Below are 23048 nucleotides of genomic sequence, written 5' to 3'. Positions count from 1 at the left end.
ACAAGCGCCATGCTCCGGTGCAAGGCGCCTGGCGTCAGGTCAACGGGTTCCAGCGCTGGGACCAGTCGTCGTCCGTCTTGATCACTTCGCGCAGCAAATCGAAGGCTCGTTGCAAGGTCGCCGAGTCGCGGTCCCGGGAGTAGACCAGGTAGGTCGGATAGCTGAACTCCGGAGCCTTGGGCACTGGCTCCAGCACGCCGCTTTCCAGGTAGCTCTGGACCACGCGGGTGCGGAAATAGCCGCTGCCGCCGTTTTCCAGAATGTATTGCAAGGCCAGCGGGCCGAGGTTGAAGCTCAAGGCTGCCTTGGCCTTCTCCGGCAATGCGGCATCGTGCTGACGACGGAAGTCTGGGCCCCAGTCGATATACACGTAAGGATCGGGCCGTCCGGCCAGTCGTACCAGGATGAGTTTTTCTTCCAGCACCTGCTCGACTTGCAGGCGCGGCCAGTACTCGGGCTGATAGACCAGCGCCGCATCCAGCACCCCCAGCTCCAGTTGGCGCAGCAGGTTTTCGCCGTCGCGGATTTCCATGCGCAAGGCGTGGCTGGGGATTTTCTCGCGCAGTTCGCCGGCCCAGCTGAGCATCAACGGGTTGCACAGACTGACCTCGCCACCGATGTGCAGCACGTCGCGGTAGCCCTCGGGCAGCGGCAAGTCCCGGCGCGCCGCTTCCCAGGTTTGCACCAGTTGATTGGCGTAAACCACAAAGGCCTCGCCGTTCGGCGTCAGGCGCGCCCCGGCGCGGTTGCGCACGAACAGCGTGCTGCCGAGCTGACTTTCGAGCTTCTGCACGCGGGCAGTGATCGCGGTTTGGGTGACGTGCAGCTTCTCAGCCGCCGCGGCCAGGCTGCCATGGCGGACGATTTCCAGAAAAGTGCGGGCGAGGTCGATGTCCATGGGCTGGCCGATGTGGGAGGTGCGGGCATTGTAAGAGCAGGCGCCGCCAGCGGATACCGTCTGTGGCGAGGGAGCTTGCTCCCGCTGGGGCGCGAAGCGGCCCCAAAACCTGCCACTGCAGTTTTTCAGATGCACCTTATCGGATGGTTTACGACTGCTGCGCAGCCGGACGGGAGCAAGCTCCCTCGCCACAGATTTCACTGCCCGACCTAATTACTTCATGCCAAACAATCAATCTGCCAATTCAATTTCCTTCACCTGCGCCCATTCAGCCACCAACCGCTGAGGCGTGCCACACGCCTTGCGCTTGAACACAAAATTTCGGCACTTCTCGGCAAACTGTTTGCGGTTCTGCACCATGTCCAGTTGCATCTCTTCCAGCTCGGCATTGCGACAGTGCTGCATCAGTTGAGTATCGAGCTGGCTTTTACGCTCGCGCACCGCCTGATACGCCGGATCACTCAACGCACCATTGGCCCGCTGCAACAACCACAGGCCAAATTCGTCGGGGCAGCGCGGGCCGATTTCCTGGACCATGCCCAGTTGCAAGGCTTGGGTGGCGCTGATCGGCAGACAGTCTTCAATGAGTTGTTCCGCCATTGCCTGGCCGACGGCGCGGGGCAGGCTATAGGTCCAGTATTCGGAGCCGTACAGGCCCATGGTTTTGTAGTGGGGATTGAGCACGATGTCGGGCCGGGCGAAGACGATGTCGGCGGTCAGCGCCAGCATCACGCCGCCGGCCCCGGCGTTGCCGGTCAGGCCGCTGACTACCAGTTGCCGGGCGCTGAGCAGTTGCTGGCAGACGTCATCGATGGCCTGAATATTGGCCCAGGCTTCCAGCCCTGGAACCGCTGCGGCCTGGATCACGTTGAGGTGCACGCCGTTGGAGAAACTGCCGCGCCCGCCCTTGATCAGCAGCACTTGGGTGTCCCGGGACTTGGCCCAGCGCAGGGCTTCCACCAGTCGCTGGCACTGTTCGGTGCTCATCGCGCCGTTGTAAAACTCGAAGGTCAGTTCGCCGACATGGCCTGATTCGCGATAGCGGATCGGTTGATAGGACTCATTGTTGAAGGGCAGGGAAGCGATCGACCAATCAAGGGTCGGTACTTGCACCAGCTGCTCGGCGAGCACATGCCGGGCCGGGCGTTTGAAAGTTTCTTCACCGGGCTGGGGTTTGCGTCGCAGCGAGCCGATCCACAGGCTGCTATCGCCGGTCGCCACCAGCACCGCATCGTCGTGCACCGCGAGAATCTCCCCCGGCGTGCCGCTGCGCGAATCCAGGTGAGCGTCGTACAGGTAATACTGACCGCCAGCCAGGCTCGCCAATACGCCGGGCTGGCCATCGGCAGCGTCGATGCAGCGTTGGATGAAGCGTGAGCTGTCGTGCCAGCTGAAGGAGCGGTCGGCTTGCTTCATGTTCGGCTGCAAGCGGCCAATCACATGGCGTTGGCTGTAATCCAAGGGCACCGGAACAAAACCGGCGATGAATTTTTCCACGACTTCGCGAATGCAGGAGATCGCGGCATCGCTGACGCGCCCGTTGTACAACTCGGATTTGCGCAAGCCTTGGGGCAGGTTGAATTCACAGGTGGCCCAGACCGGTCCGGCATCCATTTCCTCCACCGCTTGCAACGCGGTCACGCCCCAGCGGCCGAGTTCACGGGTGATCGCCCAGTCCAGCGCACTGGCGCCACGGTCGCCGACAATGCCCGGATGAATGATCACCACGGGACGCTGGCGGTTGCTCCATAACTGTTGCGGTACCCGGTCCTTGAGGAACGGGCAGATCACCAGATCGGCGCCCGAGTGTTCGATTTGCTCGCACACCGCGTCACCATCGGTGAATAGCACCACGCTGGGCGAGTGGCCGGCTTGACGTAAATCCAGCCAGGCCCGTTGAGTCAGCCCGTTGAATGCTGACGCCAGCAGAATGATTTTTAATGACCGCATGATTGACTCTTCCTTGAGAATAACGGGTCGCAGGCTCCCAATGAGCCGTCCGTGGCCTTCGATGGAAGCGCGATAGTAGTGATTGCGAGGGAGTGAGCAACTGATCGAGGTCAAGCTTGTGTCAGTGGGTATTTCATTGGCGGCCGAGCGGCTTATTTCTGTGGGTGAGTGGATCCTGATTTTTTTATTGCTTCAAATGTATGTGGGGAATGCTGGGGTTGAAAATCAAAAGATCGCAGCCTGCGGCAGCTCCTACAGGATTTATATTCACCGAAATATTGCGGGTGAAATCGATCCTGTAGGAGCTGCCGCAGGCTGCGATCTTTTCTCTTTTTCAGAACGCAAAACACGAACAGCCAAACGCCCCCCAGAACCCTTGAAAGTCACTGACCGGCGCTGACGACAACCGCGCCCGCTCATGGCTGTGGGCATGCACCGCGCAAGCGCCCACGCACTGGTGCACTTGCGCGGTCAGCGGCGCCAGTGGTTTCCAGTGTCCCGGTACATTCACCACGGGCGACCACTCAGGCACCACCGGGATAGGCGGTGGTCCCAGTTTTTCGAACTCCACGCTGCCGTAGACGATCTTGCCATCGACAATGGTCAGCACCGACTCGATCCATTTGATGGCTTCGTCTTCGATGTGAAAGTAATCCGCCGACAGTGCGATCAGGTCCGCCAGTTGCCCGACCTTGATCTGGCCTTTCTTGCCTTGTTCGGAAGAAAACCAGGCGCTGCCGTGGGTGAACAGTTCCAGCGCCGTATCGCGGCTCAAGCCTTGCGGGTACAGGGCCAACCCGCCGACGGTGCGGCCGCTGACCAGCCAGTACATCGAGGTCCAGGGGTTGTAGCTGGACACGCGCGTGGCATCGGTGCCGGCGCCCACCGGCACACCCTCGGCCAGCATGCGCGCGATCGGGGGTGTCGCTTCAGCCGCCTTCGCGCCATAACGGTCGACAAAGTACTCGCCCTGGAACGCCATGCGATCCTGGATGGCGATACCGCCGCCCAAGGCTTTGACCCGTTCAATGTTCCGTGGGGTGATGGTTTCAGCATGATCGAAGAACCATGGCAAGCCGTCGAACGGAATATCCCGATTGACCTTCTCGAACACGTCGAGCATGCGGCTGATGGATTCGTTGTAGGTGGCGTGCAGGCGGAAGGGCCAGCGCTGTTCCACCAGATGCCGCACCACCGGTTCCAGCTCCTGCTCCATGGTTTGCGGCAGGTCGGGGCGGGGTTCGAGGAAGTCTTCAAAATCCGCTGCCGAGAACACCAGCATTTCCCCGGCACCGTTGTGCCGCAGGAAGTCATCGCCCTGACCGTAATGGGAAGTGCTGGTCCAGTTTTTGAAATCGGTCAGCTCTTCCTTGGGTTTTTGAGTGAACAGGTTGTAGGCAATGCGCACCGTGAGCTGCTGGTCTTTGGCCAGTTGCTGGATGACTTGATAATCGTCTGGATAATTCTGATAACCGCCGCCGGCATCGATGGCGCTGGTGACGCCCAGCCGATTGAGTTCGCGCATGAACTGGCGGGTCGAGTTGACTTGATACTCCAGCGGTAACTTCGGTCCCTTGGCCAGGGTCGAGTAAAGGATCATCGCATTGGGTCGGGCAATCAGCATGCCGGTGGGGTCGCCACTGGCATCGCGCTGGATCTCGCCACCCGGCGGGTTCGGCGTGTCGCGGGTATAACCGACGACTTTCAGCGCGGCACGGTTGAGCAGGGCGCGGTCGTAGAGGTGCAGGACGAACACTGGGGTGTCCGGCGCTGCCTTGTTCAGTTCTTCAATCGTCGGCAAGCGCTTCTCGGCAAACTGGAACTCGTTCCAGCCACCGACCACCCGCACCCATTGCGGCGTTGGCGTGCGATCGGCCTGCTCCTTGAGCATGCGTAAGGCATCGGCCAGGGACGGCACGCCTTCCCAGCGCAGTTCGAGGTTGTAGTTAAGGCCGCCACGGATCAAGTGCAGGTGGGAGTCATTGAGACCGGGAATCACCGTGCGGCCATGCAGGTCGATGATCTGGCTGCCGGGGCCTTGCAGCGCCATGGCCTGGGCATCGCTGCCGACCACCACGAAGCGTCCGTCCTTGATCGCGACGGCGCTGGCCTGGGGTTTCTTGCGGTCGACGGTGTGCAGGCGTCCGTTGTAAAGAATCAGATCGGCCGGGGCATCGGGCATGGTTTTACTCCCTGCGAATAGTGGGCTGACCCAGGCACCGACGGCGCCTGCCGAAAGGCCTTGCAATACACGGCGACGACTGAAGTCGTTGTGCTCGTCAGGTGGGCTCATGGCAGCGCTCTCCAGAAAGTTCTTCACAAAGAAGCGGGGATCAACAGCCGATGTCTGACGCATGCGGCCAGAAGGAATATAGTCGGCAAATCCGCAGATAGCCGTTTTCCGAGGGCGAAAACGACGAATCCCGCCACGAGGGGCGGGATTCGTTTGCAGCCAGACGTGCTCCCGAAAGACGGGAGCGGCGTGTTTAGGCCGGGAACAGCTCGGACAGTTTCATGGCCAGCATCATGTCGCCTTCAGCGCGCAGTTTGCCGCTCATGAACGCTTGCATGCCGTCGGTCGAACCGTCAACGATGCCTTCCAGGGTTTCGCCGTCCATTACCAGAGTGACCTGGGCGTCCGGGTTCTCGCCTTCTTGCAGGTCGCAGGTGCCGTCTTTGACGATCAGCGAGAAGTTCTTGGTGTCGTCGATGCGGAAACCGAATACCAGGTCCAGACCGGCAGCAGCGGCTGGGTTGAACTTGGCTTTCATTGCTTGTACGGCATCAGCTACGGAGGTCATGGTTCGATCCTTTCTTGGGTAATAAGAGCTGGGTGATTACAGCCAGGGTCACAATAATCCGGACTCAGCGAAACGTGATGAGTTCCGGGGCCTTCAGCAGTTGCAGGTGTGCATGACTGTTGAAGGAAGCCAGGGCCACCTCGCGACCACGAAACTTAAGCAGGTTGAGCGAGGTGTTGACGATTTGCCAGTTCAGTTCAAACGCCTGCTTTGCGGGCATTTGTGTGATGAGGTGGAGCAGGGCAGTGATAGTGCCACCGGAAGTGAACACGGCGATTTTCTGGGTATTGTCGGCTTGTTCGAGCAATCGATGCAGACCGGCCTGCACGCGTTCGACAAAACCCAGCCAGCTCTCCAGGCCCGGCGTGTCGTAGGTGCCGGCGAGCCAGCGCTCGATGATCAAGGCAAAGATACGTTGGAACTCAGCACGGTTTTGTGCGGCGTTGCGCAGGATATCCAGCGCTTGGGGCTCGTCCTCCAACATGGCCGGCAGCAGGGCACGGATCACCGCGTCGGCGTCGAATTCGTTGAAGGCGGAATCGATTTCCAGCACCGGCACCGGCATCCCGACGGCGGCGAATTGTTCCAGCGCGCTGTTGGCGGTGTGTTGCTGACGGCGCAGGTCACCCGACAGGCAGCGATCGAAGCTGACACCGAGTTCGGCCAGGTGCTGGCCGAGGAGTTCTGCCTGGCGAATTCCGGTCGGCGACAGGACGTCATAGTCGTCTGCACCAAAGGAGGCCTGGCCATGTCGAATCAAGTAGATGCTGCCCACGTCCGCGTCATCCCGGTACGTTGAAGGTTTGGCGAGGTTATGAGGATGGCGGTGAGCTGTCAATGAAAAAACATACGCTTGTTTGAAATGCCCGTTACAGGCCCGTTGCCAGAGGTTTCACGGCTGGCCGTCAGGCCGGCGGATGGGTATGCTGGAGGTATCCCGCGCGTGTTTACCCCGCGCATTGATTGAAGGAGTCCCTGTGGAGCTTTTGTTCGAGTACGCCATTTTTCTGGCCAAGACCGTGACTCTGGTGATCGCCATTCTGGTGGTCCTGGCCAGTTTTGCGGCGTTGCGCAGCAAAGGTCGGCGCAAGTCGGCCGGGCAGTTGCAAGTCAACAAACTCAATGATTTCTACAAAGGGCTGCGCGAACGCCTGGAGCAAACCTTGCTCGACAAGGATCAGCTCAAGGCCCTGCGTAAGTCCCAAGCTAAAACCGAGAAAAAACAAAAGAAGACACCCGAGGCCAAACCGCGGGTGTTCGTGCTGGATTTCGACGGTGACATCAAGGCGTCGGCCACTGAGAGTCTGCGCCACGAAATCACCGCACTGCTGACCCTCGCCACGCCGAAGGATGAAGTGGTGTTGCGCCTTGAAAGCGGCGGCGGCATGGTTCACAGCTATGGCCTGGCGTCTTCGCAACTGGCGCGGATTCGTGAAGCCGGCGTGCCGTTGACCGTGTGCATCGACAAGGTCGCGGCCAGCGGCGGCTACATGATGGCGTGCATCGGCGAGAAAATTATCAGTGCGCCGTTCGCGATCCTCGGCTCGATCGGCGTGGTGGCGCAGTTGCCCAACGTCAATCGCCTGTTGAAAAAACACGACATCGACTTTGAAGTACTGACGGCCGGCGAGTACAAGCGCACCCTGACAGTGTTTGGCGAAAACACCGAGAAGGGCCGGGAGAAATTCCAGGAAGACCTGGACATCACCCATCAGCTGTTCAAGAACTTCGTTTCCCGCTATCGCCCGCAATTGGCCATCGACGAAGTGGCCACCGGAGAAATCTGGCTGGGCATTGCGGCGCTCGACAAGCAACTGGTAGATGAACTCAAGACCAGCGATGAATACCTTGCCGAACGCGCCAAGCAGTCCGAGCTCTACCATTTGCATTACGCCGAACGCAAAAGCCTGCAGGAGCGCATCGGCATCGCGGCCAGCGGTTCGATCGATCGTGTATTGCTGAGCTGGTGGAGCCGCTTGACCCAGCAACGCTTCTGGTAAGCACCGTCGCGTAATCGTTTATGCCGGACACAAAAAAGCCCTGAACCGGATTTCCGATTCAGGGCTTTTTGTTGTACGCGTACTTAGCGGCGACGGAACAGCGGCAGCGGTTCGTCGGTAGCAGCCTGATAGGTCACCGAGAAGTCCTTGAGACCTTCCAGGGCTTCATACGGGTCTTTATCGGCGCGGATCGCAAAGGCGTCGAAACCGCAGCGGTGCAGGTAGAACAGCTGGTCGCGCAGCACATCGCCAATCGCCCGCAGTTCGCCTTTGAACCCATAACGGTCACGCAGCAGGCGGGCGTTGGAGTAGTTGCGCCCATCGGTGAAGGCCGGGAAATTCAGGGCGATGACCTGGAAATTTTCCACGTCGTCACCGATTTCTTCCGCTTCTTCATCGGCGTCCAGCCACACACCCAGGCCACCATCGCGGGCCTTGAGCATGCGGCTGTGTTCGCGCCACAGCTGCAACGGGACGATCAGGTCGTCGCAATTGCTGATCTCGTCGATGTTGAAGTCCTTCGGCAACAGGTGCCAGGTTTCGTCGACGACTTCGTTGTTCTTAATTATTCGCTGCATAGACGCGCTCCTTGAAGAGGTCGATGCCGATACGCTGATAGGTGTCGATAAAGCGTTCGTCTTCGGTACGTTGTTCGATGTACACGTCGATCAGCTTCTCGATCACGTCAGGCATGGCTTCCTGTGCGAAAGACGGGCCGAGGATCTTGCCCAGGCTCGCATCGCGACTGGCGCTGCCACCCAGGGACACCTGGTAGAACTCTTCGCCTTTCTTGTCCACCCCGAGAATGCCGATGTGGCCGACGTGGTGGTGACCACAGGCGTTCATGCAGCCAGAGATGTTCAGGTCCAGCTCGCCAATGTCGAACAGGTAGTCCAGGTCTTCGAAACGACGCTGGATCGATTCGGCGATCGGGATCGATTTGGCGTTGGCCAGGGAGCAGAAGTCGCCGCCCGGGCAGCAGATGATGTCGGTCAGCAAACCGATGTTCGGTGTGGCGAAACCTTGCTCGCGCAACTCGCCCCACAGGGCGAACAATTGGCTCTGCTCGACATCGGCCAGAATGATGTTCTGCTCGTGGGAGGTGCGCAGCTGGCCGAAGCTGTAGCGGTCGGCGAGGTCGGCAACGGCATCGAGCTGCTTGTCGGTGATGTCGCCTGGCGCAACGCCTGTCGGCTTCAGAGACAGCGTCACGGCTACGTAACCCGGTTTCTTGTGGGGCAGGGTGTTGCGGGTGCGCCAGCGGGCGAAGCCTGGGTGCTGTTTGTCGAGTTCGGTCAGTTCGGCAGTCTGGTTGTCCAGAGCCTGGTATTCCGGATCGACGAAGTGTTTGGCCACGCGATGCACTTCGGCCTCGGTCAGCGTGGTCTGGCCACCGCGAAGGTGTTCCATTTCCGCGTCGACTTTCTGCGCGAACACTTCAGGTGTCAGGGCCTTGACCAGAATCTTGATCCGCGCCTTGTACTTGTTGTCGCGACGGCCGTAGCGGTTGTAAACCCGCAGGATGGCGTCGAGGTAGCTCAACAGGTCCTGCCATGGCAGGAACTCGTTGATGAACGCGCCCACCACCGGCGTACGGCCCAGGCCGCCACCGACCAGCACACGGAAACCCAGTTCGCCCGCGGCGTTGTGCACCGGCTCAAGGCCGATGTCATGGACTTCGATGGCCGCACGGTCGGACGTCGAACCGTTGATGGCGATTTTGAACTTGCGCGGTAAATAAGCGAATTCCGGGTGGAAAGTAGTCCATTGGCGCACGATTTCGCACCACGGACGCGGGTCAATCAACTCGTCGGCCGCGACACCGGCGAACTGGTCGGTGGTGACGTTGCGCAGGCAGTTGCCGCTGGTCTGGATCGCATGCATCTGCACGGTCGCCAATTCAGCCAGGATGTCCGGGATGTCTTCCAGAGCCGGCCAGTTGAACTGCACGTTCTGCCGGGTACTGATGTGGGCGTAGCCCTTGTCATAGTCGCGGGCAATCTTGGCCATCATTCGCGTCTGGCGCGAAGTCAGTTGGCCATAAGGCACCGCCACCCGCAGCATTGGCGCGAAGCGCTGGATGTAAAGGCCATTTTGCAGGCGCAGGGGGCGGAATTCTTCTTCGCTCAGCTCGCCTGCCAGATAGCGTCGGGTCTGATCTCGGAACTGCTTGACGCGGTCCTCGATGATCCGCTGATCGTACTCGTCATATACGTACATATAAGTCCTGTTCTCAGGCTTGGGCCGGTCGGATCCAGTTGCGTTTTTCGCTTGCTGAAGTTTCCGATACTGCCTCGGCAATTCTGCGCGCACGGCCGCGCACTCCCAACGGAGCGGAGGCAAGATACCAGTTTGCAGTTATGCGCAAAAGTGATGTTTGAGTATATGTAAAGAACCAAAACGACTAATGAAACTCATAGGAGCAAAACCCACATTTGTGGTGCGGGCAATCATCGTCTTAACTGTGCTCGAGTCTTTATGCAATCACCGATAAAACCGACAAGAGGCGATGCAATGAGCAACCCAACCAAAGCAGGGAAAAGCGATAGCACGGTAGATGCCTGGGCGATTTTGTTCCTGATCATCCTGGTCGTGGGCACAGCGGTGTTCTGGGTCAGCCATCAATAAACGACCCCGTCCGGGCCCGGCGCCGACGATTGTCGGACAGACGCCGGAATAAGCGCCGTTCCAGGGACTTCGCTGGCTATAATGCGCAGCGGATTTTCGGGGGCTCGGACGTTTAATGTTGAAGTTCTTCTGTGGTGTAGTGCTGGCGCTTGGTACGGTCTTGGGGCCGTGTGCCCAGGCGGCGTCTGTATTGTTCCTCAATCCGGGAACCACCCAAGAGGTGTTCTGGGTCAGTTACTCGCAGTTCATGCAGGCCGCGGCCAAGAATCTGGGCATGGATTTGCGCATCCAGTATTCCGAGCGAAACGCTGAAACCACTCTCAAGCAGGCCCGCGAAGCCCTGCAAGGGCCGAATCGACCGGACTATCTGGTGTTCGTCAACGAACTGTACGTCGCGCCCGAAATCCTGCGCCTGGCTCAAGGCAGCGGTGTGAAGCTGTTTCTGGTCAACAACGGCCTGACCGCAGACCAGATGCGCCTGCTCGGTGCCCAGCCGGACAAGTATCCCGACTGGTTGGGCAGCCTGGTGCCCAACAATGAGGAGGGCGGCTACTTGATGCTCAAGGAGCTGATTCGCCTGCATCGTCCGGTCGCGCCCGGTCAGGTCATTGATCTCGTGGCCTTCTCTGGCCTGAAGATCACGCCAGCCGCGCAACAGCGTGAGAAGGGCATGATGCGGGCATTGGCCGAACACCCTGAAGTGCGGTTGCGTCAGTTGGTCTACGGCGGCTGGACCCGCGAGCGCGCCTATGAGCAGGCCAGGTTATTGTTCAAGCGTTATCCGCACACGTCGCTGGTCTGGTCGGCCAACGATGAAATGGCCTTTGGCGCCATGCAGGCCTTCGCCGAAACGGGCGGCCAACCCGGCAAGGACGCGCTGTTCAGCGCCGTCAACAATTCACCGACTGCGTTACAGGCGCTGTTGGAAGGGAGGTTGAGTGTGCTGTTGGGCGGGCACTTCACTCTGGGTGGTTGGGCCTTGGTGCAACTGCATGACTACGATATGGGGGTGGATGTCAGCCAGTACGGTGGGCGCGACCGGCAGATTCCGTTGTTGCAGCTGATCAATCACGCACAAGCCAAGCGGTTGCTGGCGTTGAGTGCTACTCAGGATTATGGCGTGGATTTTCAGAAACTCTCCGCCAAGGGGCGACCGACGTCGTATCGCTACCCGTTCAGCTTGCAAGCCCTGATGCACTGAGCCGGTTCAGATACCCGCCAGGTACACCACCAGTTTGACGATGCCAAACAGCGTCAACGCGAACACTGCCGTGAACAGAATCCCCAACATCACGAAATGACTCGGCTTGCCGTGGCTGAAATCCCGAGCCCGATTCTTCCCGCTTTGCACCCCGAAAGCCGCCGCCATGACGCTGTGCAGCATCTGCCAGAAGGTCGGCGGTTTGTTGTTGTCGACTGGATCGTCCATAAATCCCCCGTCATCAATGTATGAGAGGTAAGCATAGACAATACACCCGAAACCTGTGGGAGCCCCCTCGCCACAGGTCGCTCCCACAGGGGATGGGGATTAGTTGTCGTAACCCAGGTTAGGCGCCAGCCAGCGCTCGGTCACGCTCAACTCCTGACCTTTGCGCGAGGTGTAGCTCTGCACCTGATCCTTGTCGATCTTGCCCACGGCGAAATACTGCGCCTGCGGGTGAGCGAAGTACCAGCCGCTGACTGCTGCCGCCGGGAACATGGCGTAGTGCTCGGTGAGGAATACGCCGCTGCGGCCGGCCTTTAGTTCTTCCGCTTCCGGGTCAAGCAGCTTGAACAGCGTGGCTTTCTCGGTGTGATCCGGGCACGCCGGGTAGCCCGGAGCAGGGCGGATGCCGGTGTATTGCTCTTTGATCAGCGCCTCGTTGTCCAGCGTCTCGTCCTTGGCATAGCCCCAGTAGTCTTTACGCACCTGTTGGTGCAGCCACTCGGCACAGGCCTCGGCCAGGCGGTCGGCCAGGGCCTTGACCATGATCGAGTTGTAGTCGTCGCCCGCATCCTGATAGGCCTTGGCCACTTCTTCGGCACCGATCCCGGCGGTGGTAATGAAACCACCCACGTAGTCGGTCACGCCGCTGTCCTTGGGCGCAACGAAGTCGGCCAGGGAGAAGTTCGGTTTGCCGTCGGTCTTGATGATCTGCTGACGCAAGTGATGCAGCTTGGCCAACGGCTTGCCGTCATCGCCGTAGACTTCGATGTCATCGTCGCGCACCTGATTGGCCGGCCAGAAACCGAACACCGCACGGGCGCTGATGAGTTTTTCGTCGATCAGCTTGGCGAGCATTTCCTGGGCATCGGCGTACAGCGCGGTGGCGGCTTCACCGACCACTTCGTCCTTGAGGATGCGCGGAAACTTGCCGGCCAGGTCCCAAGAGATGAAGAACGGTGTCCAGTCGATGTATTCGGCCAGCACCTTCAGGTCGATATTATCCAGCACCTTGGCGCCGGTGAACGTCGGCTTGACTGGTTCGTAGCTGCCCCAGTCGAACTGCGGCTTCTTGGCGATGGCCACCGGGTAGCTCAGGCGTTCGGTGCGGGCGCTGCGGTTGGCGGTGCGCTCTCGAACGTCGATGTATTCCAGGCGAGTCTTCTCGACGAAAGCCGGTTTCAATTCCTTGGACAGCAACTGCGTCGCCACGCCCACGGCGCGGGAGGCGTCGGTCACGTAGATCACCGCGTCGTTGCTGTACTTGGGCTCGATCTTCACCGCCGTGTGCGCCTTGGAGGTGGTCGCGCCACCGATCATCAACGGCAGATGGAAGTCCTGACGCTGCATCTCGCGAGCCACGTGAACCATTTCGTCCAGCGAAGGCGTGATCAAACCGGACAGGCCGATGATGTCGCACTTCTGCTCTTTGGCGACTTGCAGGATCTTCTCCGCCGGCACCATCACGCCGAGGTCGACGATGTCATAGCCGTTGCACCCCAGCACCACGCCGACGATGTTCTTGCCGATGTCGTGGACGTCACCCTTGACCGTTGCCATGAGGATCTTGCCCTTGGCTTCCGGCTTGTCGCCTTTTTCCAGTTCGATGAACGGGATCAAGTGGGCCACGGCCTGCTTCATCACGCGGGCGGATTTCACCACTTGCGGCAGGAACATTTTACCGGCGCCGAACAGGTCGCCGACGATGTTCATGCCGGACATCAGCGGGCCTTCGATCACTTCGATCGGGCGGGCGAAGGACTGACGCGACTCTTCGGTGTCTTCGACGATGTGGGTGGTGATGCCCTTGACCAGCGCATGTTCCAGACGCTTGTTAACGTCCCAGTTGCGCCACTCTTCGGTCTCGGCTTCCTTGACGCTGCCGTCGCCCTTGTACTTGTCGGCGATGGCGAGGAGGGCGTCGGTGCCTTCCGGGGTGCGGTTGAGGATCACGTCTTCGACGGCGTCGCGCAGCTCGGCCGGAATCTGGTCGTAGATCTCCAGTTGGCCGGCGTTGACGATACCCATGGTCAGGCCATTACGGATCGCATACAGCAGGAACACCGAGTGAATCGCCTCGCGCACCGGGTTGTTGCCACGGAACGAGAACGACACGTTCGATACGCCGCCAGAGGTCAGGGCGTACGGCAGTTCATCGCGGATGTAGGCACAGGCGTTGATGAAGTCCACAGCGTAGTTGTTGTGTTCTTCGATACCGGTGGCCACGGCGAAGATGTTCGGGTCGAAGATGATGTCTTCCGGCGGGAAGCCGACGTCGTTGACCAGAATGTCGTAGGAGCGTTTGCAGATTTCTTTCTTGCGTGCTTCGGTGTCGGCCTGACCGGCTTCGTCGAAGGCCATCACCACCACGGCGGCGCCGTAGCGTTTGCACAGTTTGGCGTGATGAATGAACTGCTCGACGCCTTCTTTCATGCTGATCGAGTTGACGATGCCCTTGCCCTGGATGCATTTGAGGCCGGCTTCGATCACTTCCCACTTGGAGGAGTCGATCATGATCGGGACGCGGGAGATGTCCGGTTCACCGGCAATCAGATTGAGGAAGGTCACCATGGCCTTCTTCGAATCGAGCATCCCTTCGTCCATGTTGATGTCGATCACCTGGGCGCCGGCTTCGACCTGCTGCAGGGCGACTTCCAGGGCTTCGGTGTAGTTGTCTTCACGGATCAGACGGGCGAACTTGGCAGAGCCGGTGATATTGGTCCGTTCGCCGACGTTGACGAACAACGAGCTGCGATCGATGGTGAACGGCTCCAGGCCCGAAAGGCGGCAAGCCTTGGGAATGTCCGGAATCTCGCGCGGCGCATAACCGGCCACTGCTTTGGCGATGGCTTCGATGTGGCCCGGTGTGGTGCCGCAGCAGCCGCCGACGATGTTCAGGAAGCCGCTTTGGGCGAATTCTTCGATGACCTTGGCGGTTTCCGATGGCAGTTCGTCGTACTCGCCGAATTCGTTCGGCAGGCCGGCGTTCGGGTGCGCCGACACGTAGGTGCTGGCCTTGTTCGACAGTTCTTCCAGGTACGGGCGCAGTTCACTGGCGCCCAGGGCGCAGTTCAGGCCGACGGAGATCGGCTTGGCGTGGGCCACGGAGTTCCAGAACGCTTCGGTGGTCTGGCCGGAGAGGGTGCGGCCAGAGGCGTCGGTGATGGTGCCGGAAATCATGATCGGCAACTCGACGCCCAACTCTTCGTAAACACCCTGCACAGCGAAGATCGCAGCCTTGGCGTTGAGGGTGTCGAAGATGGTTTCGATCAGGATCAGGTCGGCGCCGCCTTCGATCAGGCCTTTGGTGGCCTCGGTGTAGTTTTCCACCAGTTCATCGAAGGTCACGTTGCGGTAGCCGGGGTTGTTCACGTCAGGCGACAGCGAGCAGGTGCGGCTGGTAGGGCCAAGTACGCCGGCGACGAAACGCGGCTTGTCCGGGGTTTCCAGGGTCTTGGCGTCCGCCACCTTGCGCGCCAGGCGTGCGCCTTCTACGTTGAGTTCGTACGCCAGGCCCTGCATGCCGTAGTCGGCCTGGGACACTTGGGTGGCGTTGAAGGTGTTGGTTTCCAGAATGTCGGCGCCGGCATCCAGGTAGGCTTTTTCAATAGCGCCAATCACGTCCGGGCGCGTCAGCACCAACAGGTCGTTGTTGCCTTTTACATCGCTCGGCCAGTCGGCGAAGCGTTTGCCACGGTAATCCTGCTCCTCGAGCTTGTAGCTCTGGATCATCGTACCCATGCCGCCATCGAGAATCAGGATGCGCTCTTTGAGGGCGTGCTTGAGAGCTTGAAGGCGAACGCTGCGATCGGACATTTGGACTACTCGGTAAGGCCATGACGAAGGGGCGGGATAATAACAAACCTGTGCGCTTTTGGAGCATGTGCGGGTTTTGCATGAATATCGTTCATGTTGGTGCGCGGGCCACACCGGTAGAATCGCGGCGTTTTCTCATGATCAGGACCAGGGATATGTCGTATCGCGTCGTCACCAGCCTATTGATGCTGTTTTTAAGCGGGGGCGCCGCTGCACAAGGTCCGGATATTTCCTACGTTCGCGACATTCAACCGATCTTCACCGAAAAGTGCGTCGCCTGCCATGCCTGCTACGATTCCGCCTGTCAGCTCAATCTGGGCAGTGGCGAAGGGGTGGCCCGAGGCGCGACGAAGGCGCCGGTCTATGACGGTGAGCGCCGCCAGGCCGCAGCGCCGACCCGGCTGTTTTATGACGCCTTTGGCAAACGTGCCTGGCAGCAAAAAGGCTTTTATTCGGTGCTCGACGCCCAAGGCAGCCAAGCGGCGCTGATGGCGCGGATGCTCGAACTGGGCCACAAAACCCCGTTGCAACCTAACGCCAAATTGCCGGAAGACATCGTCCTGGGCCTGAACCGGGAAAACATGTGCGCCATGCCGGCGGAGTTCGACGGCTACGCCAGCGTCCACCCTAAAGAAGGCATGCCGTTGGCGGTCACCGGCCTGACCGATCAGCAATACCAGACGTTGCAACGCTGGCTAGCCTCCGGCGCGCCAATTGATGAGCAGGGCCTGGTGCCCAGCGCCAAGGAAGCCTTGCAGGTGGTGCAATGGGAAAACCTGCTCAACGCGCCGGGCGCCCGGGAGAGCCTGGTCGGGCGCTGGTTGTTCGAGCACTGGTTCCTGGCACACATCTATTTCAAGGACGGCGAGCCGGGGCATTTCTTTCAGTGGGTACGTTCGCGCACGCCGACGGGGCAGCCGATCGATCTAATTAACACTCGCCGCCCGAATGACGATCCGGGCACTCAGGTCTACTACCGTTTGTGGCCGGTGCAAGGCGTGATCGTGCACAAGACCCACATCACCTATCCGCTGAGCGCGGCGAAGATGGCGCGGATCAAAAGCCTGTTTTACAGCGGCAATTGGCAGGTCAACGCACTGCCGGGTTATGGGCCGGAGCGACGGGCCAATCCGTTCACGACCTTTGAGGGCATCCCGGCTCAGGCGCGTTACCAGTTCATGCTCGATAACGCCGAATACTTCGTGCGCACCTTTATTCGTGGCCCTGTCTGCCGCGGCCAGATCGCCACCGACGTGATTCGCGACAACTTCTGGGCGCTGTTCCAGGCCCCGGAGCATGACCTTTACATCACCGACCCGAATTATCGCGGCCAGGCCACGCCGTTGCTGGCGATGCCGGGGCAGAACGATGACGTCGGCAGTGTCCTGAGCCTGTGGCATGACTACCGCGACAAACGCAACGAGTACGAAGCCTTGCGCCGCGACAGCTACGCCGACCTGCCGGCACCGAGTTGGTCGACCCTGTGGGCCGGCAATGACAACGCTTTGCTGAGTATTTTCCGGCATTTCGACAGCGCCTCGGTGAACAAAGGCCTGATCGGTGACGTCCCGCAAACCATTTGGCTGTTCGATTACCCGTTGCTGGAGCGCACGTATTACCAGTTGGCGGTCAACTTCGATGTGTTCGGCAACGTTTCCCATCAAGCCCAGACCCGGTTGTACTTCGACCTGATTCGCAACGGTGCCGAGCAGAATTTCCTGCGTCTGATGCCGGCCGACTCACGGGACGGCTACCTCGACGATTGGTACCAGAACGGCGGCAAGTTCAAGATGTGGCTGGATTATGAGTACATCGATAATGACAAACCAACGGCGTTGACGCTGGACGAAAAGGACCCGAAACGCGATTTCGCCCTGCAATTGCTGGCCCGGTACGGCGACCTCAATGCCAAGCCCGACCCGATCAACCGCTGCGACGGCGCTTATTGCTCGCGGCCGAACATCGACCTGGCGTTGCAGAACGCCGAGCAGGCCTTGAGCCGCCTGACTTCACGTCCGGCTGCGGGGCTGAAGGTCATCGATCAGTTGCCGGAAGCCACGATGTTGCGCATCGAGACCCAAAGCGGCAAGCGCGAGGTTTATAGCCTGCTGCGCAACCGCGCCCACAGCAACGTGGCGTTCCTGCTCGGTGAGTCGCTGCGCTATCAGCCGGGGCTCGATACGTTGACGATTTATCCGGGTGTGCTCAGCAGCTACCCGAACTTCATGTTCAACATCCCGGCCGGCCAAGTGCCCGCGTTCGTCGATGCGATGGAAAATGCCAAGGACGCTGCCAGTTTCGAGAAAATCGTCGAACGCTGGGGCATTCGCCGCAGCCATCCGCAGTTTTGGCAGTATTTCCATGATCTGAGCCGCTACATCCACGACACCGACCCGGTGGAAGAGGGCGTGCTGGACATGAACCGCTACGAGAATCTTTGATGCACGGAGTTTAGAAGTGCCTGCGACCCAGTGTGGGAGCGACCTGTGGCGAGGGGGCTTGCCCCCGTTTGAGTGCGCAGCACTCACAAGATCTTCGGTATGTCAGAAATTTTGGGGCTGCTTCGCAACCCAACGGGGGCAAGCCCCCTCGCCACAGGTCGCTCCCACAGTGATCAGTGCATCTTTCCCGACAAAAATACTAGGACTTTGTCCGGCGCGATGATTGGCGTAAACTGCGTCCAAGCCTGCGAGGAGTTTCCATGACCGCTATTACCATTACCGACGCCGCCCACGATTACCTGGCTGATCTGCTCTCCAAGCAGAACACCCCGGGTATCGGCATCCGCGTCTTTATCACCCAGCCTGGCACCCAGTACGCCGAAACCTGCATTGCCTACTGCAAGCCGGGGGAAGAAAAACCTGAAGACACGGCGCTGGGGCTCAAAAGCTTCACCGCTTACATCGACTCGTTCAGCGAAGCATTCCTGGACGATGCGGTAGTCGACTACGCCACCGACCGTATGGGCGGCCAACTGACCATCAAGGCGCCAAACGCCAAAGTACCGATGGTCAACGCCGACAGCCCGGTCAACGAGCGCATCAACTACTACCTGCAAACCGAAATCAACCCGGGGCTGGCCAGCCACGGCGGTCAGGTCAGCCTGATCGATGTGGTCGAAGACGGCATCGCCGTGTTGAAATTCGGCGGCGGTTGCCAGGGCTGCGGCCAGGCAGACGTTACCCTGCGTGAAGGCATCGAGCGCACCTTGCTCGAGCGTATTCCTGAGCTCAAGGGCGTTCGTGACGTGACCGACCACACGCAGAAAGAAAACGCCTACTACTAAGGTGTTCGCTGCAAAATGAAAAACGGCGCCCCGTGAGCGCCGTTTTTTGTGGGTCGAATTCAATGGCCCCTTCGTGGGCAAGCCCGCTCCCACAAGATTTTGTGTTGGCCGCAATACTGTGATCGACTCAAAACCTGTGGGAGCGGGCTTGCCCGCGATGGCGTCCTATGGGCGATACAAATGCGCATGCCCCGCGCGATACAACGACGATTCACTGAAATGATCGCTGCCCAACACCCGGCCCACCAGAATCAGCGCCGTGCGGCGAAATCCCTTGGCTTCAACCTTCCCGGCAATGTCCGCCAGCGTCCCCACCACCCAATCCTGATCCGGCCAGGTTGCCCGATGAATCACCGCGATCGGGCAATCGGCGCCATAGTGCGGCAGTAATTCGACGAGGATCTTCTCCAGATGATTGACCCCCAAGTGGATCGCCATGGTCGCCCCATGCTGCGCCAGACTGCCCAGCTCTTCACCGGCCGGCATCGCGGTCTTGTCGGCGTAGCGGGTCAGAATCACGCTTTGTGACACGTCCGGCAAGGTCAGTTCAGCACCTAAAAGCGCTGCGCAGGCTGCGGTGGCGGTGACGCCGGGAATGATTTCGAAAGGGATCTCGAGTTCACGCAAGTAGCGAATCTGCTCGCCAATCGCGCCGTACAGGCTCGGATCGCCGGAATGCACCCGGGCCACGTCCTGGCCGTTGGCATGGGCGGTCTTGATCAGCTCGATGATCTGTTCCAGGTGCAATTCGGCGCTGTTGACCACCTGTTCGGCCCGATGGCCTTCCAGCACGGCGGCGGGCACCAGGGAGCCTGCATAGATGATGACCGGGCAGCTACGAATTAGCCGCTGGCCTTTGACGGTGATCAGTTCCGGGTCGCCGGGGCCTGCGCCAATGAAGTAGACGGTCATCGTCGTTTCCTGTCAGAAAAAGGGTATGGGCACGCTTCAGATGAAGATTGCTCATGATCGAAGGCGGGGATTATCGGGGATTTTACGCGGCGCTGGCCAATGCAAGGGTGGCCTGGGCGTATTTTTGTCGTGGAATCAGCAACTTTGCCGGTGCCTGAGCCAACTGTTCGGCCAATGCCAGTGCGGCACTTTCCGCTACGCCGTAACAGCCGGTGCGTTCGAACGCGATGTCTGAGTGGTGGCTGAGTTGCGGTTCATAACCGGCCAATTGTTCGCTGCTGAAATACATCAACGGCAATGCCAGTTGTTCGGCCAGTTCGATCAGGGCGGGCTCTTCGCGCTTGAGATCGATACTGGCCAAGGCCTTGATCTCACGAAGCTCGATTTGATGGGCCTGTAACGCCTGATCAAGCAGCGCCCGCAGCGTGCTGACGGGGCAGCCGCGCTGGCAGCCCAGGCCGACCACCAGGGTCGGCGCTGCGCTGACGTCAGTCATGCGGAGTATTGGCCATCGCTTTTGCGGCGGAACAACCAGGCGCTGATCAGGCCCAGGGCCAGCCAGAACGCCATGTTGGTCAGCTGCGAAGCGATTTTGAACTGCGCTTCCAGGGCTTCCGGAGCCAGCATGGAATGCACTTCCGGTTGTGGCGCGCCAATGACGTGCGGAACGGCGAGAATCGCTACGCCGAGGATCTTCATCAGCCAGTGGCGGCTGAACACGATCAGCGCGATGCCTACAGCAGTGGATGCGGCAGTGCCAATCCACCAGATCTGCCGTTGCGCCAGCTCCGCAGCAGCGGTGCCCGGCAGCTCAGGTGGCAGGCCGAGGGTGGGCGCCAGCACGAATGTCGCATAACCGGCCAGACCCCAGAGCAGGCCCTGAGAGGTACGGCGTGGGGCGCGCAAGGTGTAGAGGCCCGCGAGCATCAAAGCGAAACCGACCGCTACCACCAGATTGCCGCCGGTGGTCGACAGCACGCGCTGCCAGCCGTCTTCCGGCTCCCAGGCTTCGGCATCGTGAGTGTGAGCGGTGACAGCACCCGCGGCGTGCTCGTGAATTTCAACAGCGGCTGGCTCGGATTTTTCGTAGGTCTCGGCCTGCAAAATCAGCGGGGCCACCCAGAAACTTTGCAGCAGGGTCAACAGCAGGGCGGCCAGCAGCCCTGTGAAGCCTGCGGTTTGCGCAATACGCTTGATCATGTCAGCAGGTCTCAATGGCACGGAAAGGCAGAACTGTGACGGGTATCGTGCGCGGCGTTATGCACCGCTTCGATGTGCGAGAAACCGGCGAAATACACAAGGCACGCGCCAAGGATCGACGCACAAAAAGCGGCGGTCAGGCGTTGGCTCAGGGTAGTGGTGGTGCTGATCGTGATCTTTTTATCGGTGTTGCTGCCGGTGCTGCTGATGATCGACATGGCGCTTCCCTCTGGTCTGTCAGCGGGTGAATAGAGCGCATGAAAACCTCCGCACGCCGGGGCACGCAGAGATTTCGAACAGCGCCCGCCCACCGCGGGTTTGTTATTCAGTGAACGTAAAAGTCACTTTGTGTTGCGGGCCGGTCTCCGGGCTCGCGAGGGGCAGGGCTTGCGCCGAAACCTGCAAGCATCACCTTCCCATGCCGTATGACGGGCACAGTGGATCTGACGCTTCACTCGCTTACCGTTGCGGGGGCAGCACCGGACTGACATGGCTTTAGAGTAAAGCACATGATTCACCGGTTTCCCGTTTCACCCTGTGAAGGGCACCCGTAACAAGGCGTGTAGGAGAGCATGGGCGGGGGTTGGGCGTCAATTGGCATGGGTTCTCAACTCGGAACCCAGTCGCCTGCATCGCGGGCAAGCCACGCTCCCACAAGGGAATGCGATCAACTGTGGGAGCGGGCTTGCCCGCGATGGCGTCATCCCAGCCTCCACAGAACGCGGCATGAACATTGACCCGCCCCCACACGATGCGTAGCCTTGCGCTTTCGAGGTTCTTCGGCGTCTGCCGAAGCTAAGAAGGGAACGCGGTCGATGCCGCGGCTGCCCCCGCAACTGTGAACGGTGATGTTCGCTGCCACGCCACTGCAAGCCCTGATCCATCAGGTTCGCGGGAAGGCGCAGCAAGCGCCAGTCGAACGATTGGCACACCGTCAGCCAGGAGACCTGCCTCGACACAGATTCTCACTACAACCGGGCGGGGTGATCCGGTGGCGGAACTCTTGCGCGCGTGCACCTGCCGCTGCGATTGTCGTCCCGTATGCCCGCCACCTTGCCAAAGGGCATCCGATGAAAACACTGGCCAAACTCCCCGTCACCATCGTTACCGGTTTCCTCGGCTCGGGCAAAACCACCTTGCTGCGCCACATGCTCGACAACGCCCAGGGCCGCCGTATCGCGGTGATCGTCAACGAGTTTGGCGAGCTGGGCATCGACGGCGAAATCCTCAAGCAGTGCTCGATCGGTTGCACCGAAGAGGAAGCCAACGGTCGCGTCTACGAACTGGCCAACGGCTGCCTGTGCTGCACGGTTCAGGAAGAATTCTTCCCGGTGATGCGCGAACTGGTCGCTCGTCGCGGCGACCTCGACCACATCCTCATCGAAACTTCGGGCCTGGCCCTGCCAAAACCTTTGGTTCAAGCCTTCCAGTGGCCAGAAATCCGCAGCGCCTGTACGGTTGACGCGGTGATCACCGTGGTCGACAGCCCGGCCGTGGCTGCTGGCACCTTCGCTGCCTTCCCGGATCAGGTCGATGCCCAGCGCAAACTCGACCCGAACCTGGACCACGAATCGCCGCTGCATGAGCTGTTCGCCGACCAACTGGCCAGCGCCGACCTGGTGATCCTCAACAAGGCCGACCTGATCAGCGCTGAAGACCTGGCCCGCGTGCGCCTGGAAGTCGCCGAAGAACTGCCGCCAGCGGTGAAAGTCATCGAAGCCAGCAGCGGTCGTCTGCCATTGGACGTGCTGATCGGCCTGGGCGCCGGTTCCGAAGAACACATCGACAGCCGTCACAGCCATCACGATCATCACCATGAAGGTGAAGACGACCACGACCATGACGCGTTTGATTCCATCTCGATCGAGCTGCCACAAGCCGACGAAAGCCTGCTGATGGATGCGCTGACTCAATTGGTGGTCCAGCACGGCATCCTTCGGGTCAAAGGTTTTGCAGCAGTGCCGAACAAGCCGATGCGTCTGCTGATCCAGGGCGTGGGCACGCGCTTCGACAAGCACTTCGACCGTCAGTGGGGCGCTGAAGAAGCGCGCACCACCCGTCTGGTGTTAATCGGTCAGGACCTGGACGCCGCTGCGCTCGAAGCGCAATTGCGCGCAGCGCTCAGCGTTTAAAC

Annotated in this window: 18 protein-coding genes and 2 riboswitches; of the genes, 5 read left to right on the top strand and 13 right to left on the bottom strand. The window is 60.1% G+C overall.

Translation table 11 applies throughout. From position 1 onward, the window contains the following. Nucleotides 1-34: 34 nt before the first annotated feature. From KGB18_RS10650 to KGB18_RS10630, 5 genes are all read right to left on the bottom strand, one after another. The gene (locus tag KGB18_RS10650; RefSeq protein ID WP_123356843.1) at nt 35-898 is read right to left on the bottom strand and encodes a LysR family transcriptional regulator; all 864 of its coding nucleotides are present in this window, start codon (nt 896-898) and stop codon (nt 35-37) included. A gap of 231 nt (nt 899-1129) precedes the next feature. Beyond that, nucleotides 1130-2848: a hydrogenase maturation protein gene (locus KGB18_RS10645; protein WP_223569856.1), complete on the bottom strand. Its 1719-nt coding sequence runs from the start codon at nt 2846-2848 to the stop codon at nt 1130-1132. Between the two features lie 334 nt (nt 2849-3182). Further along, nucleotides 3183-5030 carry an amidohydrolase gene (locus KGB18_RS10640; protein ID WP_123722456.1) on the bottom strand — a complete coding sequence of 616 codons (1848 nt, stop codon included), beginning with the start codon at nt 5028-5030 and terminating at the stop codon, nt 3183-3185. 304 nt (nt 5031-5334) lie between these two features. After that, nucleotides 5335-5649 carry an SCP2 sterol-binding domain-containing protein gene (locus tag KGB18_RS10635; RefSeq protein ID WP_123722367.1) on the bottom strand — a complete coding sequence of 105 codons (315 nt, stop codon included), beginning with the start codon at nt 5647-5649 and terminating at the stop codon, nt 5335-5337. Between the two features lie 64 nt (nt 5650-5713). After that, nucleotides 5714-6424: a histidine phosphatase family protein gene (locus tag KGB18_RS10630; protein ID WP_123722368.1), complete on the bottom strand. Its 711-nt coding sequence runs from the start codon at nt 6422-6424 to the stop codon at nt 5714-5716. 202 nt (nt 6425-6626) lie between these two features. On the opposite strand from KGB18_RS10630, the gene sohB reads away from it, so the two are divergent. After that, the gene (sohB, locus tag KGB18_RS10625; protein WP_123722369.1) at nt 6627-7649 is read left to right on the top strand and encodes a protease SohB; all 1023 of its coding nucleotides are present in this window, start codon (nt 6627-6629) and stop codon (nt 7647-7649) included. Nucleotides 7650-7732: 83 nt separating this feature from the next. Here sohB and KGB18_RS10620 read toward each other — a convergent pair whose 3' ends face one another. Together KGB18_RS10620 and KGB18_RS10615 are read right to left on the bottom strand one after the other, a co-directional pair. Beyond that, nucleotides 7733-8227, bottom strand: coding sequence for a DUF934 domain-containing protein (locus KGB18_RS10620; RefSeq protein ID WP_038982933.1), 495 nt, complete (start codon nt 8225-8227; stop codon nt 7733-7735). Further along, nucleotides 8211-9869 carry a nitrite/sulfite reductase gene (locus tag KGB18_RS10615; protein ID WP_123722370.1) on the bottom strand — a complete coding sequence of 553 codons (1659 nt, stop codon included), beginning with the start codon at nt 9867-9869 and terminating at the stop codon, nt 8211-8213. Before KGB18_RS10615 ends, KGB18_RS10620 begins: the two co-directional genes overlap by 17 nt. A 523-nt stretch (nt 9870-10392) precedes the next feature. Here KGB18_RS10615 and KGB18_RS10610 point away from each other — a divergent pair. Further along, nucleotides 10393-11478 (top strand): ABC transporter substrate-binding protein, encoded by a 1086-nt coding sequence (locus KGB18_RS10610; protein ID WP_201062421.1) that lies wholly within the window; start codon nt 10393-10395, stop codon nt 11476-11478. A gap of 6 nt (nt 11479-11484) precedes the next feature. Here KGB18_RS10610 and KGB18_RS10605 read toward each other — a convergent pair whose 3' ends face one another. After that, entirely contained in the window at nt 11485-11706 is a 222-nt protein-coding gene (locus tag KGB18_RS10605) for a DUF2970 domain-containing protein (protein ID WP_123722372.1), read from the bottom strand. A gap of 99 nt (nt 11707-11805) precedes the next feature. Then, entirely contained in the window at nt 11806-15516 is a 3711-nt protein-coding gene (metH, locus tag KGB18_RS10600) for a methionine synthase (RefSeq protein WP_223569855.1), read from the bottom strand. A gap of 155 nt (nt 15517-15671) precedes the next feature. Here metH and KGB18_RS10595 point away from each other — a divergent pair, with 155 nt between their 5' ends. Next, nucleotides 15672-17957 (top strand): fatty acid cis/trans isomerase, encoded by a 2286-nt coding sequence (locus KGB18_RS10595; RefSeq protein ID WP_123722374.1) that lies wholly within the window; start codon nt 15672-15674, stop codon nt 17955-17957. A gap of 260 nt (nt 17958-18217) precedes the next feature. After that, nucleotides 18218-18802 carry a Fe-S biogenesis protein NfuA gene (gene nfuA, locus KGB18_RS10590; protein WP_007898222.1) on the top strand — a complete coding sequence of 195 codons (585 nt, stop codon included), beginning with the start codon at nt 18218-18220 and terminating at the stop codon, nt 18800-18802. Between the two features lie 165 nt (nt 18803-18967). Here nfuA and cobM read toward each other — a convergent pair whose 3' ends face one another. The 4 genes from cobM to KGB18_RS10570 form a co-directional block, all read right to left on the bottom strand. Next, entirely contained in the window at nt 18968-19714 is a 747-nt protein-coding gene (gene cobM / locus KGB18_RS10585) for a precorrin-4 C(11)-methyltransferase (RefSeq protein ID WP_123722375.1), read from the bottom strand. An 82-nt stretch (nt 19715-19796) separates the two neighbouring features. Next, nucleotides 19797-20210 carry a cobalamin biosynthesis protein gene (locus KGB18_RS10580; RefSeq protein ID WP_007898224.1) on the bottom strand — a complete coding sequence of 138 codons (414 nt, stop codon included), beginning with the start codon at nt 20208-20210 and terminating at the stop codon, nt 19797-19799. Continuing rightward, the gene (locus KGB18_RS10575) at nt 20207-20914 is read right to left on the bottom strand and encodes a CbtA family protein (protein ID WP_223569854.1); all 708 of its coding nucleotides are present in this window, start codon (nt 20912-20914) and stop codon (nt 20207-20209) included. Before KGB18_RS10575 ends, KGB18_RS10580 begins: the two co-directional genes overlap by 4 nt. Nucleotides 20915-20925: 11 nt before the next feature. Continuing rightward, entirely contained in the window at nt 20926-21132 is a 207-nt protein-coding gene (locus KGB18_RS10570) for a CbtB domain-containing protein (RefSeq protein ID WP_123722376.1), read from the bottom strand. A gap of 120 nt (nt 21133-21252) precedes the next feature. Then, nucleotides 21253-21481, bottom strand: a riboswitch (cobalamin riboswitch). Between the two features lie 188 nt (nt 21482-21669). Continuing rightward, nucleotides 21670-21884, top strand: a riboswitch (cobalamin riboswitch). Between the two features lie 100 nt (nt 21885-21984). Between KGB18_RS10570 and cobW the strand changes: the two genes are divergently transcribed. After that, the gene (gene cobW / locus KGB18_RS10565; RefSeq protein WP_007898232.1) at nt 21985-23046 is read left to right on the top strand and encodes a cobalamin biosynthesis protein CobW; all 1062 of its coding nucleotides are present in this window, start codon (nt 21985-21987) and stop codon (nt 23044-23046) included. Nucleotides 23047-23048: the final 2 nt, after the last annotated feature.

The organism is Pseudomonas sp. BF-R-26 (genome assembly GCF_019947395.1).
GTDB classification, from domain to species: Bacteria; Pseudomonadota; Gammaproteobacteria; order Pseudomonadales; family Pseudomonadaceae; genus Aquipseudomonas; species Aquipseudomonas farris.
Note: the sequence above shows the minus strand (reverse complement) of the source record. Positions and strands in the feature narration are given on the sequence as shown.